The organism is Neobacillus sp. FSL H8-0543 (assembly GCF_038592905.1).
Taxonomy (GTDB): Bacteria; Bacillota; Bacilli; order Bacillales; family Cytobacillaceae; genus Neobacillus.
Genome location: NZ_CP151943.1, coordinates 2,561,847 through 2,584,784 on the forward strand (window position 1 = coordinate 2,561,847; position 22,938 = coordinate 2,584,784).

Sequence of the window (22,938 nt, forward strand, 5' to 3'; positions counted from 1 at the left end):
TAAAGTAGGTATGATTTTTTATATTTTTAAGGAGGAGCATTCTTTTTATGTCAATCGAGGTAGGCAGCAAGTTACAGGGAAAGGTAACAGGGATTACAAAATTTGGTGCGTTTGTGGAGCTGCCAGATGGCTCAACAGGATTAGTACACATCAGCGAGGTTGCTGACAATTATGTGAAGGATATTAATGATCACCTTAAAGTCGGGGACCAGGTGGAAGTGAAAGTCCTTAATGTTGAGAAGGATGGAAAGATTGGGTTATCAATAAAAAAGGCAAAGGATACGCCTGTTGCACCGCAAAGATCCCGTTCTACATCCCAATCACACTCAAACTCCTATTCACAGCGTCCCCGTCAAGGTAGACCGAACGATCGAAATAGCCCCAAAGCAGAAACGTTTGAGACAAAAATGGCGAAGTTTTTAAAAGATAGTGAGGATCGTTTAACTTCCTTAAAACGTCACACGGAATCAAAACGTGGAGGTAGAGGCGCTAAACGGGGGTAGCTTGTTGCCTATTAAATAGCTGATAAATAGTAGTTTTAATAAATTAAAGTGCAGACAGGTCAAATGACTTGTCTTTTTTTTATGTTCATAATAATAGAGATTTTTGACAAATATTCGGCTAGTTAACATTATTTGATTGATTATAGTGAAAACCGTCGAACGATTTATTTTGCTTGTTCACTAATTTGACAAACTTTTAACTCTAGTAAATTTATAATAGTTTTAACAACGAAATAATAGGGAGTGTGATTATGGAGAAGATGGAACGGAGCTTAATAAAACCGGTCGGGGAAGTCAACTTTCAAACATCCAAATGGGATTTGGGCAACATCTTGAGACTATTTCAGTTAAAACTAGAATCCTTCTTTATTAAAAAGGGATATCTTTTACTAATAGTGGGTTTCCTATTAGGACGGGCTTTAATTTTGTCACAACTCACTCCTTTTAGTCTGCCTTTTTTCGCTTCCGTTTATTTAATTAAGAGAGAGCGATCACCGCTGGCGCTAATTGGCTTAATCGCAGGTGCAGCAACAATATCAATAAAAAACGCAGCGTTCACTCTTGCTGTAGCCATCCTCTTTTTAGTAATATACCGGTTAAGTGAAAAATGGCTTAAAAATGAATTGAGAGCGATTCCATTTTATGTTGCACTTATCCTAGCCGCAGCTAATTTAGCCGAGACATTTATTCTATCAAGGCAATTGACATTATATGATGCCATGATGGTAGGAGTCCAGGCAAGCCTATCATTTATCTTAACTTTTATCTTTCTGCAGAGCATTCCGTTGTTAATTTTAAATCGCCGCAGACAATTATTAAAAACAGAGGAGATAGTCTGCTTAATCATCATGCTTGCATCGATTATGACAGGGACGATTGGTTGGCAGGTATATGATTTATCGATTGAACATATTATGTCGCGCTACTTAGTATTAGTCTTTTCCTTTGTTGCTGGGGCAACCATTGGTTCCACTGTTGGTGTGGTAACGGGACTTATTTTTAGCCTTGCTAGTGTATCCAGTTTTCAGCATATGAGTTTACTGGCTTTTTCAGGAGTGCTTGGCGGTCTATTAAAAGAGGGAAAGAAGATAGGTGTTTCTATAGGTTTATTCATTGCTACCCTTTTAATAGGGATGTATGGAACGGAAGGCGGTTCATTAACGTACACGCTATTAGAATCTGCGGCGGCAGTTGCCCTGTTCTTATTAACCCCCCAAGCTTTTACCGCGAAGTTAGCGAAATACATTCCAGGTACACCGGAATATACAATGGAACAGCAAAAATATATGCGTAAAATGCGTGATGTAACTGCACAAAGGGTGGCGCAATTTTCCAATGTCTTTGATGCCCTCTCAAAGAGTTTTTCAAAGATGGATGTACAGCCGGGTGCAGAAGAAAGTGAACGAGAAATGGACTATTTTATGAGCAATGTAACGGAAAAAACATGTCAGACTTGCTTTAAGAAGGAACAATGCTGGTCAAAGAACTTTCATACCACTTATGGATATCTAGAAGAGATTATTCATGAAATGGACCAAAATGATGGTGCTGTATCTCCCAAGCTTTCACGGGAATGGGAAAAACATTGTTCACGGACAACGAGAGTCTATGAGGCAGTTGGGCAAGAGCTAACCTTTTTCCAAGCAAACCAAAAATTGAAAAAGCAAGTTCAGGAAAGCAGGAAGTTAGTGGCAGATCAGCTTCAAGGTGTTTCAGAAGTGATGGATAACTTTGCAAAGGAGATTCAGCGGGAACGGGAAAATCACCACAAACAAGAAGAACAAATTATGGAGTCCATTCAAGCGTTTGGTGTACAAGTTGAGCATGTTGAAATTTACAGCCTTGAGCAAGGCAATGTGGATATCGAAATGACCATTCCCTATTGCAATGGTCACGGAGAGTGTGAAAAGCTAATCGCACCGATGTTGTCTGATATTTTAGGAGAGACAGTTATTGTTAGCTCTGAAGAGTGTGCCTCCTATCCTAATGGATTTTGCCATGTCATCTTCAGATCATCCAAAGCGTTTACTGTAGAAACAGGAGTTGCCCATGCTGCGATGGACGGCGGTTTTGTATCAGGTGACAGCTACTCGACCATTGAACTTGGACTTGGAAAGTTTGCACTTGCTATTAGTGATGGCATGGGTAACGGGGAAAGAGCTCATCATGAAAGTAAAGAAACGCTACAGCTTTTACAAAAGATCCTTCAATCCGGGATTGAGGAAAGAGTGGCAATTAAATCAGTCAATTCTATTCTTTCACTTAGAACAACAGATGAAATTTTTTCTACTTTGGACTTAGCGCTAATTGATTTGCAAAATGCCTCTGCTAAATTTCTAAAAGTAGGTTCAACACCAAGCTTTATCAAAAGGGGAAATAAAGTAATAAAAATCCAAACCAGCAATTTGCCAATTGGCATTCTTGAAGAATTTGAGGTAGATGTAGTTAGTGAACAATTGAAAGCGGGCGATCTGCTGATTATGATGAGTGATGGTGTCTTTGAAGGACCCAAGCATGTCGAAAATTATGATATATGGATGAAACGGAAAATTCAAGAACTGCAAACAGATGACCCACAAGAAATATCAGATTTAATATTAGAGGAGGTTATACGGTCCCGTGAAGGATTAATTGGGGATGATATGACGATAGCAGTCGCCCTAATCAAACATAATACACCGAAGTGGGCGAGTATACCTGTTCAAAAAATAAAGCGAAGAGCGTAATTTGTTATTTTGCGCTAGCGCGTGATGAAATATGTATAAAACCCTTCCGTACCGTCAAAAATGGTAGTAATTCGTAAAGTGGAGGGAGAATGGGTATGTATACTGGGAAGATTCGTCAAATCCTATTGCTGACAGACGGATGCTCCAATCAAGGAGAAGATCCGATTGCGATGGCAGCACTTGCTAAAGAGCAAGGAATCACCGTTAATGTTATTGGGGTAATGGAACAGGATGTCATTGATGAAAAGGGTATGACTGAGATTGATGGAATAGCCTTGTCTGGCGGTGGTGTCAGCCAGATTGTTTATGCACAGCAACTCTCACAGACGGTGCAGATGGTAACGAAAAAAGCGATGACACAAACCATTCAGGGAGTGGTCAATCGTGAACTGCAGCAAATTCTTGGCCGTTCGCAAACAATGGAAGACCTTCCGCCTGAAAAAAGAGGGGAGGTAATGGAGGTAGTCGATGAGCTCGGGGAAACTGTCGAATTAGAGGTGTTGATTCTTGTCGACACAAGCGCGAGTATGAAGCATAAGCTACCAACCGTTAAAGAGGCGCTATTAGACCTTTCTTTAAGCCTGAATTCCCGCTCAGGGGAAAACCAGTTCTCTGTCTTTGTATTTCCCGGGAAAAAGAATGATGTCGAAAAAATACTGGATTGGACACCAAAACTACAATCTTTGACAAGTATCTTCCCGCAATTAACAACAGGCGGGATAACTCCAACAGGACCAGCCTTACGTGCTGCTTTATCTTCATTCAGTTCAAAACGTTCATTAAGGAGCCTCCTGTCACGTGATGATGAATCATTCCTTGAAGAGTCTATGTAAAGTTAGCCCTGGAACAGTCCTCACTGGCAAATGGCATTCAAACAAATATACTATTCTGAAGGAACTAGGGTTTGGTGCAAACGGAATTGTCTACCTTGCGAAGTATAAAAATACTCATGTTGCTTTGAAAATGAGTGATAATGGAATGTCAATTACATCCGAGGTGAATGTTTTAAAATCGTTTGCGAAGGTCCAAGGGTCAGCCCTCGGGCCTTCTTTAATTGACGTCGATGATTGGAAGAGCAGCCGTGGTCAAATATCGTTTTATGTAATGGAATATATCCAAGGACCCGATTTATTAACCTTTATTCAACAAAAGGGGAAATCGTGGATGCCGGTTTTATTTTTGCAGTTGTTAAATGACTTAAATAAGCTCCATGAGAATGGGTGGGTATTCGGGGATTTAAAGCCAGAAAACTTAATCATCACGGGTCCAACACCAAGAATCAGGTGTATCGATGTTGGCGGAACCACAATACAAGGCAGAGCAATTAAGGAGTTTACCGAATTCTATGATAGAGGGTACTGGGGGCTTGGGACAAGGAAGGCAGATCCTGCTTACGACTTGTTTGCAGTCGCGATGATCATAATAAACACGGCCTATCCCAAACGCTTTAATAGGGCAGCAGGCGGTATTTCCCAGCTCAGAGAATCGATTCGGCTCCAAAAAGACTTGTTGCCTCTGGAAAAGCTAATTGTTAAAGCACTTCAAGGGCATTACCTCAATGCATTGGAAATGCGAGCCGATTTACTATTATTAGTAATGGATAAAAAGAATACCAATACACCCCAGAAGGCAGCAACTACGCTAAAATCTGGTCAAAATGGCGCAAACCAGAAGGTAAGCAGTCCAAGAACAAGGCATCATTACCGAAAAAGCAAGAAAAAAAGCCGATGGATGGAAACAATACTAATTACTGTTGTTATTTCTCTTTTATACATCTTGTATATATTTCAAAAATTAATTTAACGTTTGAAACTATTTCGAATTCTAATCGTAGTAATTATAAGAAGGGGTTTAGTGCAAATTAAATCTCTTCATTTTTATAGGCTTAGTTTTTGATACTTTAATGATAAAAGTGGTAAGCTAATATTACTTAAGCACTATTGAAGACAGAATTTAAATTAAGGAAGAGAGCAAAATGTTTGAAGAAAAAGTAGCAGCCTTTCTTAATCGCCATTCATTTTCGTTAAAGGATAAACAAATGGTGATTGGTGTCTCAGGAGGTCCAGACTCACTAGCATTGCTACACTACCTTTGGAGGCAACAGGAAAAGGAAAACTTATCAATTGCAGTGGCACATGTTGATCATATGTTTCGGGGACAAGAATCACTGGAAGATGGCCTTTTTGTAAAGTCCCTTTGTGATCAGTACAATATTCCATTTGAAATGAAACGTATTAATGTCCCTGAGCTAATTGAGCGAACAAAGAAAAGTTCTCAAACGGCAGCTCGGGAGGCAAGATATGATTTTTATGATTCAGTAATGATAAAGTACAGATTTCCTTACTTAGCTCTCGGTCATCATGGAGATGATCAAATGGAGACGATTTTGATGCGATTAACAAGGGGAAGTTCCGGTACAGCCAGAGCAGGTATTCCTTTCTTACGTACTTTTGGTAATGGATTTCTTTTTCGCCCCTTTCTGCCATTAACAAAGGCAGAGATTGAGGACTATTGTAAGAGGAACCATTTAACTCCAAGGCGAGACCCGAGTAATGATAAAAGTACATACACCAGGAATCGGTTCAGGAAAGAAGTAATCCCTTTTTTAAAGTCAGAAAATCAGCAGGTTCACGAACATTTCCAACGGTTTAGCGAGGAACTGCAAAGGGATGAATTATTTCTTCAGGAATTAACTATCCAAGAAATGAATAAAGTAATGGAAAAAAGAGAAAAGAACAAAATTACTATTGACATTACTCGTTTTCTTGAAGTGCCAATACCTTTACAAAGGAGAGGTATTCAACTAATATTAAACTATCTTTACAAAGAAAAGCCTGCATCACTATCTGCTCAACATGTCGACCAAGTTTTTTCCTTAATTCAGCATTCTCATCCATCAGGCATGTTTGACCTTCCTAATGGGTTGAAAATTATTCGCTCCTACTCAAGCTTGTCTTTCCAATTTGACTTAATCGATACCGAAAGCTTCTATTATGAATTGGCAGAACCAGGAATAATTGAACTGCCATCTGGCTGCAGTATCAAAATGGAAAAGTCGGATGGGTACGCGGAGAAAAATGATTGTTATGCCGTGTTTGACGCAAGCGATCTTCAGCTGCCTGTCACAATACGGACAAGGAAACAGGGAGATCGAATGAGCCTGAAAGGTATGACAGGTACAAAAAAGCTTAAAGATATATTTATTGATTGTAAAATTCCATTACAGAATCGGGACACTTGGCCTGTAGTTACTGACGGAAATGGTAGTATTCTTTGGCTTCCTGGTTTAAAAAAATCATCATTTGAAGGTATAAAACACGCATCAAGGAATTACATAATACTCACATATCATACGTAATGATCTACTAGGGGGCACAATTATGATGAAACAGGATATTGAAAAGGTCTTAGTATCAGAAGAAGAGATACAAGAGAAATTAAAGGAATTATCGTTCCAATTAACAGAAGAGTACAAGGATAAATTTCCGCTTGCAATCGGTGTTTTAAAAGGCGCAATGCCATTTATGGCTGACTTATTAAAACGAATGGATTGCTATCTTGAAATGGATTTTATGGATGTTTCAAGCTACGGGAGTGCGTTTGTATCATCAGGAGAAGTGAAAATCCTAAAGGATTTAGATACTTCAGTTGAAGGAAGGGATATCTTAATCATTGAGGATATCATTGACAGTGGCTTAACGCTTAGTTATTTAGTAGACCTATTCCGCTACCGGAAAGCAAAGTCAATCAAGATAGTTACCTTGCTTGATAAACCAACGGGTAGAAAGAGTGCCATTAAAGCAGATTATGTCGGTTTTATTGTCCCAGATGAGTTTGTGGTTGGTTACGGTTTGGATTATCTTGAAAAGTATCGGAACCTTCCATATATTGGTGTTTTAAAACCTGAAGTATATAGCAATAACCTTTAAGTAAAATCTAAAGAAGAAGCATTTCTTCTTTAAATCCCTTGAAAAAAAGCGATAAAAAGTGAAATTATTTGAATTGGCAACATTTTCTATGATACTATTTAAATTAGTTTGTCTATCGCGAGAGGAGGTAAAAGATGAATCGGATATTCCGTAATACCATCTTTTATTTATTGATATTTTTAGTCATAATCGGCGTGGTTAGTTTCTTTAATGGCAGTAACGAGCCTACGGATAATATTTCGTATGATACGTTCGTTTCTGCTTTGGAAAACAATGAGGTAAAATCCTTTTCAATGCAGCCTGAACGTGGAGTTTTTGAGGTCCGTGGACAGTTAGAAAAAGACGATAAAAATTTCATCACTTATATTCCAAACAGTGAGAAAATTCTTGAACGAATTGATCAAGCTGGGTCGAAGGTTGAAGTAATGCCTGCTAAGGAAACAAGTGGCTGGGTAACCTTCTTCACTTCAATTATTCCATTTGTGATTATCTTTATTTTATTTTTCTTCTTATTAAACCAAGCCCAAGGCGGCGGCAGCAAAGTCATGAGCTTTGGTAAAAGCAAAGCAAAGCTTTATAACGATGACAAGAAAAAGGCGCGTTTTAAAGATGTAGCAGGTGCTGATGAAGAGAAACAGGAATTAGTCGAAGTGGTTGAATTCCTAAAAGACCCGCGCAAATTTGCAGAACTTGGTGCTCGTATCCCTAAAGGTGTTCTTCTAGTAGGACCTCCTGGTACAGGTAAAACCTTGCTGGCTCGTGCGGTAGCTGGTGAAGCTGGCGTACCATTCTTCTCAATAAGCGGTTCTGATTTTGTTGAGATGTTTGTTGGTGTCGGAGCATCGCGTGTTCGTGATTTATTTGAAAATGCTAAGAAAAATGCCCCATGTATCATTTTTATTGATGAAATTGATGCGGTAGGCCGTCAGCGTGGAGCTGGTTTAGGCGGAGGTCATGATGAGCGTGAACAAACCTTAAACCAATTACTAGTTGAAATGGATGGATTCGGAGCGAACGAAGGAATCATTATTATCGCTGCAACAAACCGTCCGGACATTCTTGACCCAGCATTGCTGCGTCCAGGTCGTTTCGACCGTCAAATTACTGTGGATCGTCCAGATGTAAATGGTCGTGAAGCTGTTCTTAAAGTACATGCACGGAACAAACCTTTAGATGAAGCTGTAAACTTAAGAAATATCGCTATGCGTACACCAGGTTTTTCTGGTGCAGACTTAGAAAACTTATTGAATGAAGCAGCGTTAGTTGCAGCACGTCAAAATAAGAAAAAAGTCGACATGGAAGATATAGATGAAGCAACGGACAGGGTTATTGCTGGACCTGCGAAAAAGAGCAAGGTCATTTCTAAGAAGGAACGTAATATTGTTGCCTTCCATGAAGGCGGTCATACCGTCATTGGATTAGTGCTTAATGAAGCGGATATGGTTCATAAAGTTACCATCGTACCACGAGGCCAAGCGGGTGGTTATGCCGTTATGCTTCCAAGGGAAGACCGATACTTTATGACTAAACCAGAATTACTTGATAAAATTGTTGGTTTATTGGGTGGGCGCGTAGCAGAAGAGATTGTTTTCGGTGAAGTGAGTACCGGTGCCCATAATGACTTCCAGCGCGCGACAGGTATTGCTCGCAAAATGGTAACAGAATATGGAATGAGTGATAAACTTGGAGTGGGTCAGTTCGGCCAGGCTTCAGGCGGTCAGGTTTTCTTAGGCCGTGACATTCATAATGAACAAAATTATTCTGATGCCATTGCTTATGAAATTGATCTTGAAATCCAACGGATTCTAAAAGACTCTTACGAACGGGCTACGCAGATTCTTACGGAGAACCGTGATAAACTTGACCTTATTGCAAAAACACTTCTTGAGGTTGAGACGCTTAATGCAGAACAAATTGCCTATTTGGTTGAAAATGGCCGTATGCCTGAGACAACAGCCGAATTAGAAAGTGTAACTGTAGATATGGAAAAAACTGATGATGTGAAAGTAACCATCAGTTCAAAGAAAGAAGAAGAGACAGATGATAACCTAACATCTGAAAAAGACAATAAGTAATATTCAATTCAAAAAGAGTGCTTCCATGAAGCACTCTTTTTTCACGATTTTATTTGATTATGGTATGATATTTTCAGTGTAAAAAAAGAAGGCTCTTTTCGTAAAGATTGTTGTAATAACCCAAAAGCCGGTTTTTACATTTAAATAGCTATTTGGCACTTCGAATAAAGTTTGCAAGCTCTATTCTCTAAAGAAATTAGCTTTATATACGTGAAAATAGCTGAAAATACCATTATTCCGATATAAATAGCAACAAAGTTTGAGAAAAGAGCTATAAAGAAAAATCAGAAAAGCGGTGACGTATGATTTTCGTATTTGATGTGGGTAATACCAATACTGTTTTAGGTGTCTATGATGGTGACGAACTTAAATATCATTGGCGTGTAGAAACCAACCGGAACCGTACAGAAGATGAATTTGGTATGGTGGTTAAATCTTTATTTGATGCTTCCGGACTTTCTTTTTCATCAATAGATGGCATTATTATTTCTTCTGTTGTACCTCCTATTATGTTTGCGTTAGAAAGAATGTGTAAAAAATATTTCAAGCTTACTCCGCTTATTGTCGGTCCCGGCATGAAAACGGGGCTTAATATTAAATATGAAAATCCGCGTGAGGTTGGTGCAGACAGGATTGTTAATGCAGTTGCAGCGATTCATGAATATGGAAGCCCGCTGATAATCGTAGATTTTGGAACGGCAACAACATACTGCTATGTCAATGAACAGCGGCAGTATATGGGTGGTGCGATTGCTCCCGGTATAGGGATATCCACGGAAGCACTCTATTCGAAGGCGGCTAAGCTGCCAAGAATTGAAATCACTCGTCCAGAGGGTGTGATTGGAAAAAATACGGTATCAGCGATGCAAGCTGGAATTGTATATGGGTATGTAGGACAGGTTGAGGGTATTGTGAAACGAATGATTGATCATAGCGAACAAAGACCAAAAGTGATTGCCACGGGAGGACTATCAGCATTAATCGCTCAGGAGTCTACAATTATTGATATTGTTGATCCGTTTTTAACTTTAAAAGGATTACAACTTATCTATAAACGAAACATGGATACTATAAGAAAGAACAGCTAGAAAGGAGCTACATAATGAATGATTACTTAGTGAAGGCATTAGCATTTGACGGTCAAGTCAGAGCATATGCTGTTTGTACAACTGAGATTGTAAAAGAAGCACAACAGCGTCACCAAACATGGAGGACGGCTTCCGCTGCCCTAGGTCGGTCACTTACTGCTGGAGTAATGATGGGGGCTATGTTAAAAGGGGAAGACAAGCTAACCATAAAAATAGATGGCGGCGGCCCGATAGGTGTTATTCTTGTAGATAGTAATGCAAAGGGTGAGGTCAGGGGATATGTAAGCAATCCTCAAGTTGATTTTGAGGCAAATGAGCATGGAAAGCTGGATGTCAAACGCGCTGTTGGCACGGAGGGGTCATTGACTGTGGTAAAAGATGTTGGACTTCGTGACTTTTTTACAGGTTTGGTCCCAATTGTTTCAGGTGAATTAGGGGAAGATTTCACTTATTACTTTGCCACCTCTGAGCAAGTACCTTCTTCGGTGGGGGTTGGCGTCCTTGTTAATCCAGATGATACAATTCTGGCGGCAGGCGGGTTTATTTTTCAGTTAATGCCAGGAATTGAAGATGAAACAATAACAATAGTGGAAGAGCGATTAAAGACTATACCACCTATTTCCAAACTAATTCAGCAAGGATTAACCCCTGAAGAGATATTAGATGAGCTATTTGGAGAGGGAAAAGTAAATGTACTGGAAACGATGCCAGTTATATTCAAATGCATTTGTTCAAGAGAACGGTTCGCAAGTGCAATTATCAGCTTAGGAACGGCTGAGATTGATGACATGATTATTGAGGATGGGCAAGCCGAGGCACATTGTCATTTCTGTAATGAAAAGTATCTATTCTTGAAAGATGAACTTGAAGAGTTAAAGAATGAAGCAAAATAGTATATATTGGAGGAGGAATCGTGAGGAGAAACCAGCTATGGATAGTGATCGCAGCTTTAATTATACTGAACTGTATTACGGTTGCCTATTTCCTGTCAAAGGTGAATGGATCTGCGATAAGCGAAGAAGTTGTTGCCCAGGTTGGCAAAAATAAAATTTCGAGGCAAGAATGGCTAAATGAGCTAGAGACAAGGTATGGAAAAGATGTCCTTAAAGATATGATTGATCAGCAGGTAATCGAAGAAATGGCTGCTAAATATAAGATTAAGGTCTCGGAAGAAGATATTGACCGAGAATATAGAATCCTGCAAACTACTTATAGTTCTCCGGGAGAAAATAAACTCACCTCCAAAAAGAGGTGGAAGGAACATATCCGAAACAGCCTGTTGCAGGAGGAGATTTTAACGAGAGATGTCGTTATTTCAGATAAAGAGCTGAAAAGTTATTATGAAGACAATAAAAAGCTTTTTAGTGTACCAACGGCCTATCATTTATCACATATTATTGTTAAGACACAAGCTGAGGCTAAAAAGGCTGTAACTGAATTATCACAAGGTTCTAGTTTCTCTGCACTTGCAATGGAGCGCTCAATTGAGGAGTTTTCTGCGAATGAGGGCGGAAATATTGGTTATATTATTGATGGCGAAGATCGTTTTCCAGCTGAATATATTCAAACGGCAGAGAAACTAAAAAAAGGGGAGTTTAGTGAGCCGATTAAAGTGGACGAAGGTTATGCTGTAATAAAGCTCGAGAAGGAAGTTGAGGGGAAAAACTATTCCTTTAAGGATGTTAAGCAGCAAATTCGACGTGAAATTGCTCTTGAACAAATGAAAACCCCCACTTCAGTTGATGCATTTTGGGAAGAAGCAAAAGTTGAATGGTTTTATGGAAAGGAAAAAGAAAATTAATCTAGCACAGATATTATCGTCTGTGCTTTTGTTTTTTTATGACGATTTTTACTGGTAAAAAAACACAGAAAAATGATTGACAAAATAACTGATTAGCTGTTACATTTACTATAATACCTATAAAATTACTCGGAATAAGGGGTGGCTATTAATGGTTCGTGTTGCAAATTCAGTTGCCGAATTAGTCGGTCAAACACCTATTGTCAAGTTAAACAGATTAGTTGATGAAAATAGTGCAGAGGTCTATCTAAAACTTGAATACTTTAACCCTGGAAGCAGTGTAAAGGATCGTATTGCTTTAGCGATGATCGAATCTGCAGAAGAGAAGGGGCTAATAAAGCCTGGTATTGATACAATTGTTGAACCTACAAGTGGAAATACTGGAATTGGTTTAGCGATGATTGCTGCAGCAAAGGGATACAAAGCCGTTTTTGTTATGCCAGACACGATGAGTTTGGAAAGAAGGAACCTGCTTCGTGCCTATGGAGCAGAGCTAGTATTGACTCCAGGTCCTGAAGGAATGAAAGGTGCTATTGCTAAAGCAGAGGCACTAGTTGCCGAGAACGGTTATTATATGCCTCAACAATTCAATAATGAAGCAAATCCTGAGGTTCATCGCAGAACGACAGGCAAAGAAATTGTTGAGCAAATGGATCAGCTTGATGGGTTTGTTTCTGGAATCGGTACTGGCGGAACCATCACTGGTGCTGGTCAAGTTATTCGCGAAAAATTTCCAAATGTAAAGATTTATGCAGTTGAACCGACGGATTCAGCGGTTTTATCAGGCGGTAAACCAGGTCCGCACAAGATTCAAGGAATCGGCGCTGGTTTTGTACCAAATGTTTTAAACACTGCAATCTATGATGAAGTAGTTCAAGTTGCAAATGAAGAGGCGTTTGAAGCCTCGCGTCGTGCAGCAAAGGAAGAAGGTATCCTTGGTGGGATTTCTTCAGGAGCAGCTATTCATGCAGCATTAAAAGTTGCTAAGGAACTAGGAAAAGGTAAAAAGGTACTTGCAATTCTCCCAGATAACGGCGAACGCTATTTAAGTACAGCGCTATATCAATTTGAAGATTAATAATACCAAGAGGCGGTGGCGGATAGCTATCGCTTTTTTTTGCATTAAAAATGATACTTCTAGTATGATGGAATGAGTAAATAATTTGTAACGGCTGTATAGGAGGAATTATCATGCAAGCTAACATCAAGTGTGGACAACATACATTAGAGTTAGGGAAGAAAACCATTGTGATGGGGATATTAAATACCACACCGGATTCTTTTTCAGATGGCGGGAAATATATTGAACTTGAAAGAGCTGTAAAACATGCGATAGAAATGGTTGAAAGTGGAGCTGATATCATTGATATTGGCGGTGAGTCAACACGGCCAGGTTTTGCTACAGTTTCTGTAGAGGAAGAGCTTCAACGGGTGATACCTATCATCAAGGCCATTTCACAGCAAGTCAATGTCCCGATCTCAATTGATACATATAAGGCAGAGGTTGCAAAACAGGCGTTGGATGCGGGTGCTCATATTATTAATGATATATGGGGCGCAAAGGCAGATGAAAATATGGCGAAGGTTGCTGCTGAATATGAGGCACCCATTATATTAATGCATAATCGACAGAACCGGGATTATCATTTATTCTTAAGAGATGTATTTAATGATTTATATGAAAGCATCGCCATCGTCAAAAAGGTAGGAGTAAAAGATGCCAACATAATATTAGACCCTGGAATTGGTTTTGCTAAGGATTATCATGAAAATATTCTTATGATGCAAAGCTTAGACAAGCTTACAGCCCTAGGATATCCAGTCCTATTAGGAACATCAAGAAAGTCTATGATTGGAGAGGCTCTTAATCTGCCAGCAGGCGAAAGAATGGAAGGTACCGGTGCAACCGTTTGTTATGGTATCCAACAGGGATGTCAAATCATCCGCGTTCACGATGTGAAAGAAATGAGCAGAATGGCAAAAATGATGGATGCGTTAATGGGAAAGGATGAAATGATTGGATAAAATATATGTTAACAAGATGGAGTTTTATGGCTATCATGGCGTCTTTCCTGAGGAAACCCGATTAGGACAGAGATTTATCATTGATTTAACCGCTCAAGTTGATTTAAAAAAAGCAGGGGAAACGGATGAACTAGAGCATTCAGTGAATTATGGCGAAATTTTCCGTGTGTGTAAAGAGGTTGTCGAGGGAGCACCGTTTAAGTTAGTAGAGGCTGTGGCTGAAAAAATCGCTAAAGAGATATTGCAACAATTTTCACTCGTATCCGAAACAACCGTTAAAGTAATAAAACCAGATCCGCCAATCCCTGGTCACTATCAATCTGTAGCTGTAGAAATTACAAGGAGAAGGTAAAAGTGGAAAATCAAGCATTTATTTCTCTGGGCTCTAATATAGGAAACCGTTATGATTATTTAAGAAATGCAATTCAACGGTTAACCAATTATCCTGAAATCGACTTGGTAAATTGCTCCTCTGTTTATGAAACAGACCCTGTTGGATATGAAGACCAAGATTTATTTTTAAATATGGTAATTCAAGTGGCAACAGTCTGGAGCGCGGATAAATTACTTGATATTTGTTTAAAAACAGAACTAGAACTTGGAAGAAAAAGGGATATTAGGTGGGGGCCGCGAACAATAGACCTTGACATTCTCCTTTATAACCAAGAAAATATTACATCAGAGACGCTCATTGTCCCGCATCCCCGGATGCTTGAGAGGCCATTTGTGATGATTCCTCTCTTGGAGATTTGTCCTGACATCACCTTTCATGGAGCAACATGTAGTGAATTACCAAAAAGTGAAGGAGTCCGAATATGGAAGCTGAAAAATGGGGAAGACGTATTCGAGCCTATCGGAAGCTAAAAGGTTACACACAAGAAAGCTTTTCGAAGGAACTGGGTGTATCAGTATCAATAATAGGAGAGATTGAAAGAGGTAATCGTCTGGCAACAGGAGATTTACTTCAGAAAATTGGTCAAACCTTAAATATAAGCTTAGAAGAGTTAGCGCCATCAGAAGAATAAAAGGAATGGGGGGATTAGAGATGTTAAAAATCGGCGATATTGAATTGAAAAACCAAGTAGTGCTAGCACCGATGGCCGGTATTTGCAACTCCGCATTCCGTTTGACGGTAAAAGAGTTCGGTGCTGGCTTAGTCTGTGCAGAAATGGTAAGTGATAAAGGGATTGTCCTTAAAAATGCAAAGACGATGAATATGCTTTATATTGATGAGGCTGAAAAACCGCTAAGCCTGCAAATCTTTGGCGGGGAAAAGGAAACACTAGTTGAAGCCGCTCAGTTTGTTGATCGAAATACTAATGCAGATATTATTGATATCAATATGGGTTGCCCAGTACCAAAAATCACTAAATGTGATGCAGGGGCAAAGTGGCTGCTAGACCCTAATAAGATCTATGAAATGGTATCAGCGGTTGTTGAGGCAGTTGATAAACCAGTAACCGTAAAAATGCGGATGGGCTGGGATGAAAAACATATATATGCTGTTAAGAATGCACAAGCAATCGAACGAGCTGGAGGTAAGGCTGTTTCCCTGCATGGCCGTACACGGGTCCAAATGTATGAGGGCACAGCAAACTGGGATATCATTAAAGAAGTAAAGCAATCTGTGAATATCCCAATTATCGGGAATGGTGATGTACAAACACCGCAGGATGCAAAACGAATGCTAGAAGAAACAGGCTGTGATGGTGTGATGATTGGCAGAGCGGCCTTGGGTAACCCTTGGATGATTTATCGTACAGTTCAATTCCTTGAAACTGGAAAACTAATGGGAGAGCCATCTGTTCGCGAAAAAATGGATGTGTGTATTTTACATTTGGATCGCTTAATCGCGCTCAAAAACGAAAATGTTGCGGTCCGAGAGATGCGCAAACACGCTGCTTGGTATTTAAAAGGGGTTCGTGGAAATGCGAAAGTTAGAAATGGTATTAATGAATGTGAAACGCGTGACCATTTGGTTTCCCTATTAAATAGCATGGTTCAAGAGTTAGATGAAGTGCAAAGTCAGGTTACTGTAGGATAATTTTTATTTATTCTGGAAGCTGCTGGTGGTAAACTGGCAGTTTTTATATATATTTAATCTTTTTTGATGTCTGAATTACTGAGTTTGTGTAAAATAATAAAGTATGTAGCAATGTAACGATTGCAAACTCGTAAATGCATTTACATAATAAGTATTAATTGGAGTTGATTTAAGCATGAGTCAGGAAGATTTAAACGACCAGTTTATGGTCAGACGTGAAAAAATGAATACGATGCGTGAAAACGGATTAGATCCGTTCGGAAAACGATTTGACCGTACGAACAATATTAAAGAATTAATCGAGCAGTACGGAGAATTAGAAAAAGAAGACCTAGAAGCAAAAAACGTTTCTGTTGCACTTGCTGGCAGAATGATGACGAAACGCGGAAAAGGGAAAGCTGGATTCGCTAATATTCAAGATCTTACTGGACAAATCCAAGTTTATGTTCGTCAGGACGCAATTGGTGAGGAATCCTATAAGGTTTTTGATTCCTCTGATTTAGGTGACATCATTGGTGTTGAGGGAACTCTCTTTAAAACAAAGGTAGGAGAACTGTCTGTAAAGGTACAAAACTATGTATTCCTTACAAAGGCACTTCGTCCGTTACCTGATAAATTCCACGGGCTTAAAGATGTAGAGCAGCGCTATCGTCAACGTTACCTGGATTTAATTGTCAGTCAAGAAAGCAAGGAAACATTTATTACTCGTTCGAAGATTATTCAATCAATGCGTCGCTATTTAGATGATCACGGGTATTTAGAAGTAGAAACGCCGATGATGCATGCGATTGCAGGTGGGGCTTCTGCAAGACCGTTTACTACGCATCATAATGCGCTTGATATGCCGTTATTTATGCGTATTGCCATTGAACTTCACTTAAAAAGGCTTATTGTTGGCGGCCTGGAAAAGGTTTATGAAATTGGCAGGGTATTCAGGAATGAGGGAGTCTCTACACGTCACAATCCCGAATTTACGATGATTGAGTTGTATGAGGCATATGCGGACTATCGTGACATTATGAGTCTGACAGAAAACTTGGTTGCCCATATTGCTCAGGAGGTATTGGGAACAACTACTATCCAATACGGTGAGTATGAGGTAGACCTTAAACCAGAATGGAAAAGACTTCATATGGTTGATGCGATTAAAGAATACACAGGCGTGGACTTCTGGAGGGAAATGAGCGTTGAAGAAGCTCGTGAATTGGCAAAGGAACATGGTGTTGAAATCAAAGATAGTATGCTTTATGGGCATATTGTTAATGAGTTTTTTGAGCAAAAAATCGAGGATAAACTAATTCAACCGACATTTATTTATGGTCACCCAGTTGAAATCTCACCTTTAGCAAAGAAAAATGATGAGGATCCAAGATTTACTGACCGCTTTGAATTGTTTATCGTTGCCCGTGAGCATGCGAATGCATTTACAGAATTAAATGATCCAATTGATCAAAGAGAACGTTTTGAAGAGCAATTAAAAGAACGTGAACAAGGAAATGATGAAGCACATATGATGGACGATGACTTTGTTGAAGCATTGGAATATGGAATGCCGCCAACAGGCGGATTGGGAATTGGAATTGACCGCATTGTTATGCTGTTAACAAACTCACCATCCATTCGTGATGTTCTCTTATTCCCGTTAATGCGTCATCGTTAATATCTATGTTAAAAGGCACTGTTCATCCAGTGCTTTTTATTTTGAATATTATTATTTTAATATATTGGATAAAAGGACAAAAAAACTATTGCACGGCTAATTAAATGGTGGTATATTAATATCTGTTGTTGCGAAACAATAAGTTATCGAGAAAATAAAGTTTTAAAAAGTTATTGACTTTCTATTAATAACTTGGTAAGATTACAAAGTCGCTTTAAGGCGATGAAGAAATAATTGATCTTTGAAAACTAAACAAACAAGAACGTCAACAAACAAAATTTTTAACTTCTATATGAAGTTAAGCCAACGTAACAAAATGAGCTAATCAACTTTCTTGGAGAGTTTGATCCTGGCTCAGGACGAACGCTGGCGGCGTGCCTAATACATGCAAGTCGAGCGAATCTTTAGGAGCTTGCTCCTAAAGGTTAGCGGCGGACGGGTGAGTAACACGTGGGCAACCTGCCTATAAGACTGGGATAACTTCGGGAAACCGGAGCTAATACTGGATAATCCTTTTCCTCTCATGAGGGAAAGCTGAAAGACGGTTTCGGCTGTCACTTATAGATGGGCCCGCGGCGCATTAGCTAGTTGGTGAGGTAATGGCTCACCAAGGCAACGATGCGTAGCCGACCTGAGAGGGTGATCGGCCACACTGGGACTGAGACACGGCCCAGACTCCTACGGGAGGCAGCAGTAGGGAATCTTCCGCAATGGACGAAAGTCTGACGGAGCAACGCCGCGTGAACGATGAAGGCCTTCGGGTCGTAAAGTTCTGTTGTTAGGGAAGAACAAGTATCGGAGTAACTGCCGGTACCTTGACGGTACCTAACCAGAAAGCCACGGCTAACTACGTGCCAGCAGCCGCGGTAATACGTAGGTGGCAAGCGTTGTCCGGAATTATTGGGCGTAAAGCGCGCGCAGGCGGTCTCTTAAGTCTGATGTGAAAGCCCACGGCTCAACCGTGGAGGGTCATTGGAAACTGGGGGACTTGAGTGCAGAAGAGGAAAGCGGAATTCCACGTGTAGCGGTGAAATGCGTAGAGATGTGGAGGAACACCAGTGGCGAAGGCGGCTTTCTGGTCTGTAACTGACGCTGAGGCGCGAAAGCGTGGGGAGCAAACAGGATTAGATACCCTGGTAGTCCACGCCGTAAACGATGAGTGCTAAGTGTTAGAGGGTTTCCGCCCTTTAGTGCTGCAGCTAACGCATTAAGCACTCCGCCTGGGGAGTACGGCCGCAAGGCTGAAACTCAAAGGAATTGACGGGGGCCCGCACAAGCGGTGGAGCATGTGGTTTAATTCGAAGCAACGCGAAGAACCTTACCAGGTCTTGACATCCTCTGACACTCCTAGAGATAGGACGTTCCCCTTCGGGGGACAGAGTGACAGGTGGTGCATGGTTGTCGTCAGCTCGTGTCGTGAGATGTTGGGTTAAGTCCCGCAACGAGCGCAACCCTTGATCTTAGTTGCCAGCATTCAGTTGGGCACTCTAAGGTGACTGCCGGTGACAAACCGGAGGAAGGTGGGGATGACGTCAAATCATCATGCCCCTTATGACCTGGGCTACACACGTGCTACAATGGGTGGTACAAAGGGCTGCAAAACCGCAAGGTTAAGCGAATCCCATAAAACCACTCTCAGTTCGGATTGTAGGCTGCAACTCGCCTACATGAAGCTGGAATCGCTAGTAATCGCGGATCAGCATGCCGCGGTGAATACGTTCCCGGGCCTTGTACACACCGCCCGTCACACCACGAGAGTTTGTAACACCCGAAGTCGGTGGGGTAACCGCAAGGAGCCAGCCGCCTAAGGTGGGACAGATGATTGGGGTGAAGTCGTAACAAGGTAGCCGTATCGGAAGGTGCGGCTGGATCACCTCCTTTCTAAGGAATATCCTGTCTTAAGTGACAGATAACTGTTGATGTACTCTTGTTTGTTTAGTTTTGAGAGATCAAACTCTCAAAGCTTTTTTTATTCGTTCCTTGAAAACTAGATAATCGTAAGAAGAAGCAATAGTAAAACCAAGTAATTGCCATTTAGCAAGTCGTTTCTTTTTAGTAAGAAACAAAACCTTTCAGGTTAAGTTAGAAAGGGCGCACGGTGAATGCCTTGGCACTAGGAGCCGATGAAGGACGGGACTAACACCGATATGCTTCGGGGAGCTGTAAGTAAGCTTTGATCCGGAGATTTCCGAATGGGGGAACCCACTGTTCGTAATGGAGCAGTATCTTTACCTGAATACATAGGGTATGGAAGGCAGACCCGGGGAACTGAAACATCTAAGTACCCGGAGGAAGAGAAAGCAAACGCGATTCCCTGAGTAGCGGCGAGCGAAACGGGATATAGCCCAAACCAAGAGGCTTGCCTCTTGGGGTTGTAGGACACTCAACATGGAGTTACAAAGGAACGGGGTAGATGAAGCGACCTGGAAAGGTCCGTCAGAGAAGGTAAAAACCCTGTAGTCGAAACTTCGTTCCCTCCTGAGTGGATCCTGAGTACGGCCGGACACGAGAAATCCGGTCGGAAGCTGGGAGGACCATCTCCCAAGGCTAAATACTCCCTAGTGACCGATAGTGAACCAGTACCGTGAGGGAAAGGTGAAAAGCACCCCGGAAGGGGAGTGAAACAGATCCTGAAACCGTGTGCCTACAAGTAGTCAGAGCCCGTTCATGGGTGATGGCGTGCCTTTTGTAGAATGAACCGGCGAGTTACGATTACATGCAAGGTTAAGTTGATAAGACGGAGCCGCAGCGAAAGCGAGTCTGAATAGGGCGTTTTTAGTATGTGGTCGTAGACCCGAAACCAGGTGATCTACCCATGTCCAGGGTGAAGTCCAGGTAACACTGGATGGAGGCCCGAACCCACGCACGTTGAAAAGTGCGGGGATGAGGTGTGGGTAGCGGAGAAATTCCAATCGAACCTGGAGATAGCTGGTTCTCTCCGAAATAGCTTTAGGGCTAGCCTCACGTTGTAAGAGTCTTGGAGGTAGAGCACTGTTTGGACTAGGGGCCCTCATCGGGTTACCGAATTCAGACAAACTCCGAATGCCAAAGACTTATCCGTGGGAGTCAGACTGCGAGTGATAAGATCCGTAGTCAAAAGGGAAACAGCCCAGACCACCAGCTAAGGTCCCCAAGTTTACGTTAAGTGGAAAAGGATGTGGAGTTGCTTAGACAACCAGGATGTTGGCTTAGAAGCAGCCACCATTTAAAGAGTGCGTAATAGCTCACTGGTCGAGTGACTCTGCGCCGAAAATGTACCGGGGCTAAACGTAACACCGAAGCTGTGGATTGACACCATTAGGTGTCAGTGGTAGGAGAGCGTTCTAAGGGCGTTGAAGCTAGACCGTAAGGACTGGTGGAGCGCTTAGAAGTGAGAATGCCGGTATGAGTAGCGAAAGATGGGTGAGAATCCCATCCACCGTATGCCTAAGGTTTCCTGAGGAAGGCTCGTCCTCTCAGGGTTAGTCGGGACCTAAGCCGAGGCCGAAAGGCGTAGGCGATGGACAACAGGTTGATATTCCTGTACCACCTCTTTATCGTTTGAGTGATGGGGGGACGCAGGAGGATAGGGTAAGCGCGCTGTTGGATATGCGCGTCTAAGCAGGTAGGCTGAGAAGTAGGAAAATCCGCTTCTCGTGAAGGCTGAGCTGTGATAGCGAGGGAAATATAGTACCGAAGTTCCTGATTCCACACTGCCAAGAAAAGCCTCTAGCGAGATAAAAGGTGCCCGTACCGCAAACCGACACAGGTAGGCGAGGAGAGAATCCTAAGGTGAGCGAGAGAACTCTCGTTAAGGAACTCGGCAAAATGACCCCGTAACTTCGGGAGAAGGGGTGCTCTTTGGGGTGAATAGCCTCGAAGAGCCGCAGTGAATAGGCCCAGGCGACTGTTTAGCAAAAACACAGGTCTCTGCGAAGCCGCAAGGCGAAGTATAGGGGCTGACGCCTGCCCGGTGCTGGAAGGTTAAGAGGAGGGGTTAGCGCAAGCGAAGCTCTGAATTGAAGCCCCAGTAAACGGCGGCCGTAACTATAACGGTCCTAAGGTAGCGAAATTCCTTGTCGGGTAAGTTCCGACCCGCACGAAAGGCGTAACGATCTGGGCACTGTCTCAACGAGAGACTCGGTGAAATTATAGTACCTGTGAAGATGCAGGTTACCCGCGACAGGACGGAAAGACCCCGTGGAGCTTTACTGTAGCCTGATATTGAATTTTGGTATAGCTTGTACAGGATAGGTAGGAGCCTGAGAAGCCGGAGCGCTAGCTTCGGTGGAGGCGTCGGTGGGATACTACCCTGGCTGTATTGAAATTCTAACCCGCACCCCTTATCGGGGTGGGAGACAGTGTCAGGTGGGCAGTTTGACTGGGGCGGTCGCCTCCTAAAGAGTAACGGAGGCGCCCAAAGGTTCCCTCAGAATGGTTGGAAATCATTCGCAGAGTGTAAAGGCACAAGGGAGCTTGACTGCGAGACCTACAAGTCGAGCAGGGACGAAAGTCGGGCTTAGTGATCCGGTGGTTCCGCATGGAAGGGCCATCGCTCAACGGATAAAAGCTACCCCGGGGATAACAGGCTTATCTCCCCCAAGAGTCCACATCGACGGGGAGGTTTGGCACCTCGATGTCGGCTCATCGCATCCTGGGGCTGTAGTCGGTCCCAAGGGTTGGGCTGTTCGCCCATTAAAGCGGTACGCGAGCTGGGTTCAGAACGTCGTGAGACAGTTCGGTCCCTATCCGTCGTGGGCGCAGGAAATTTGAGAGGAGCTGTCCTTAGTACGAGAGGACCGGGATGGACGCACCGCTGGTGTACCAGTTGTCTTGCCAAAGGCATCGCTGGGTAGCTATGTGCGGACGGGATAAGTGCTGAAAGCATCTAAGCATGAAGCCCCCCTCAAGATGAGATTTCCCATAGCGTCAAGCTAGTAAGAACCCTGAAAGATGATCAGGTTGATAGGTCAGAGGTGGAAGCACGGTGACGTGTGGAGCTGACTGATACTAATCGTTCGAGGACTTAACCATATTTAAAAGGCGAACTTGTTTTACTTTCTTCTTCAAGCATTATCTAGTTTTGAGGGAATGAAAATTTTCTCTAA

The 22,938-nt window shown here is 41.9% G+C and carries 17 protein-coding genes and 2 rRNA genes; all 19 read left to right on the forward strand.

All coding sequences use genetic code 11. The features are described from left to right. Positions 1-47: 47 nt before the first annotated feature. The 19 genes from NSS81_RS12575 (at position 48) to NSS81_RS12665 (ending at position 22,864) form a co-directional block, all read left to right on the forward strand. Positions 48-503, forward strand: coding sequence for a S1 domain-containing RNA-binding protein (locus tag NSS81_RS12575; RefSeq protein WP_342433817.1), 456 nt, complete (start codon positions 48-50; stop codon positions 501-503). A gap of 251 nt (positions 504-754) precedes the next feature. Next, on the forward strand, positions 755-3,229 hold the full coding sequence (spoIIE, locus tag NSS81_RS12580; protein WP_342433818.1) for a stage II sporulation protein E: 2,475 nt from the start codon (positions 755-757) through the stop codon (positions 3,227-3,229). Between the two features lie 95 nt (positions 3,230-3,324). Next, a complete protein-coding gene (locus NSS81_RS12585) occupies positions 3,325-4,062 on the forward strand; it encodes a VWA domain-containing protein (protein ID WP_342433819.1) in 738 nt (245 codons plus the stop codon). Beyond that, positions 4,031-5,032 carry a protein kinase gene (locus NSS81_RS12590; protein WP_342434013.1) on the forward strand — a complete coding sequence of 334 codons (1,002 nt, stop codon included), beginning with the start codon at positions 4,031-4,033 and terminating at the stop codon, positions 5,030-5,032. The genes NSS81_RS12585 and NSS81_RS12590 overlap by 32 nt, the downstream gene beginning before the upstream one ends. Before the next feature lie 172 nt (positions 5,033-5,204). Next, positions 5,205-6,587, forward strand: coding sequence for a tRNA lysidine(34) synthetase TilS (gene tilS, locus NSS81_RS12595; RefSeq protein WP_342433820.1), 1,383 nt, complete (start codon positions 5,205-5,207; stop codon positions 6,585-6,587). A gap of 22 nt (positions 6,588-6,609) precedes the next feature. Further along, a complete protein-coding gene (gene hpt / locus NSS81_RS12600; protein ID WP_342433821.1) occupies positions 6,610-7,158 on the forward strand; it encodes a hypoxanthine phosphoribosyltransferase in 549 nt (182 codons plus the stop codon). A gap of 134 nt (positions 7,159-7,292) precedes the next feature. Further along, a complete protein-coding gene (ftsH, locus tag NSS81_RS12605) occupies positions 7,293-9,233 on the forward strand; it encodes an ATP-dependent zinc metalloprotease FtsH (protein ID WP_342433822.1) in 1,941 nt (646 codons plus the stop codon). Between the two features lie 302 nt (positions 9,234-9,535). Then, complete coding sequence (locus NSS81_RS12610) at positions 9,536-10,321, forward strand: type III pantothenate kinase (RefSeq protein ID WP_342433823.1); 786 nt, start codon at positions 9,536-9,538, stop codon at positions 10,319-10,321. A 14-nt stretch (positions 10,322-10,335) separates the two neighbouring features. Then, complete coding sequence (hslO, locus tag NSS81_RS12615; protein WP_342433824.1) at positions 10,336-11,214, forward strand: Hsp33 family molecular chaperone HslO; 879 nt, start codon at positions 10,336-10,338, stop codon at positions 11,212-11,214. Positions 11,215-11,234: 20 nt separating this feature from the next. Then, positions 11,235-12,122 (forward strand): peptidyl-prolyl cis-trans isomerase, encoded by an 888-nt coding sequence (locus NSS81_RS12620; protein ID WP_342433825.1) that lies wholly within the window; start codon positions 11,235-11,237, stop codon positions 12,120-12,122. Positions 12,123-12,273: 151 nt separating this feature from the next. Next, positions 12,274-13,200: a cysteine synthase A gene (gene cysK / locus NSS81_RS12625; RefSeq protein ID WP_342433826.1), complete on the forward strand. Its 927-nt coding sequence runs from the start codon at positions 12,274-12,276 to the stop codon at positions 13,198-13,200. Between the two features lie 113 nt (positions 13,201-13,313). After that, on the forward strand, positions 13,314-14,147 hold the full coding sequence (folP, locus tag NSS81_RS12630; RefSeq protein WP_342433827.1) for a dihydropteroate synthase: 834 nt from the start codon (positions 13,314-13,316) through the stop codon (positions 14,145-14,147). Then, positions 14,140-14,499, forward strand: coding sequence for a dihydroneopterin aldolase (folB, locus tag NSS81_RS12635; protein ID WP_342433828.1), 360 nt, complete (start codon positions 14,140-14,142; stop codon positions 14,497-14,499). Before folP ends, folB begins: the two co-directional genes overlap by 8 nt. A 2-nt stretch (positions 14,500-14,501) precedes the next feature. Then, positions 14,502-15,011 carry a 2-amino-4-hydroxy-6-hydroxymethyldihydropteridine diphosphokinase gene (gene folK / locus NSS81_RS12640; protein WP_342433829.1) on the forward strand — a complete coding sequence of 170 codons (510 nt, stop codon included), beginning with the start codon at positions 14,502-14,504 and terminating at the stop codon, positions 15,009-15,011. Next, entirely contained in the window at positions 14,963-15,172 is a 210-nt protein-coding gene (locus tag NSS81_RS12645) for a helix-turn-helix transcriptional regulator (RefSeq protein ID WP_342433830.1), read from the forward strand. Before folK ends, NSS81_RS12645 begins: the two co-directional genes overlap by 49 nt. Positions 15,173-15,192: 20 nt before the next feature. Then, entirely contained in the window at positions 15,193-16,191 is a 999-nt protein-coding gene (gene dusB, locus NSS81_RS12650; protein ID WP_342433831.1) for a tRNA dihydrouridine synthase DusB, read from the forward strand. A 175-nt stretch (positions 16,192-16,366) separates the two neighbouring features. Beyond that, on the forward strand, positions 16,367-17,851 hold the full coding sequence (gene lysS, locus NSS81_RS12655) for a lysine--tRNA ligase (protein ID WP_342433832.1): 1,485 nt from the start codon (positions 16,367-16,369) through the stop codon (positions 17,849-17,851). 331 nt (positions 17,852-18,182) lie between these two features. Continuing rightward, a 16S ribosomal RNA gene (locus NSS81_RS12660) occupies positions 18,183-19,732 on the forward strand. Between the two features lie 194 nt (positions 19,733-19,926). Next, a 23S ribosomal RNA gene (locus NSS81_RS12665) occupies positions 19,927-22,864 on the forward strand. Together the 16S and 23S rRNA genes form the textbook arrangement of a ribosomal RNA operon. Positions 22,865-22,938: the final 74 nt, after the last annotated feature.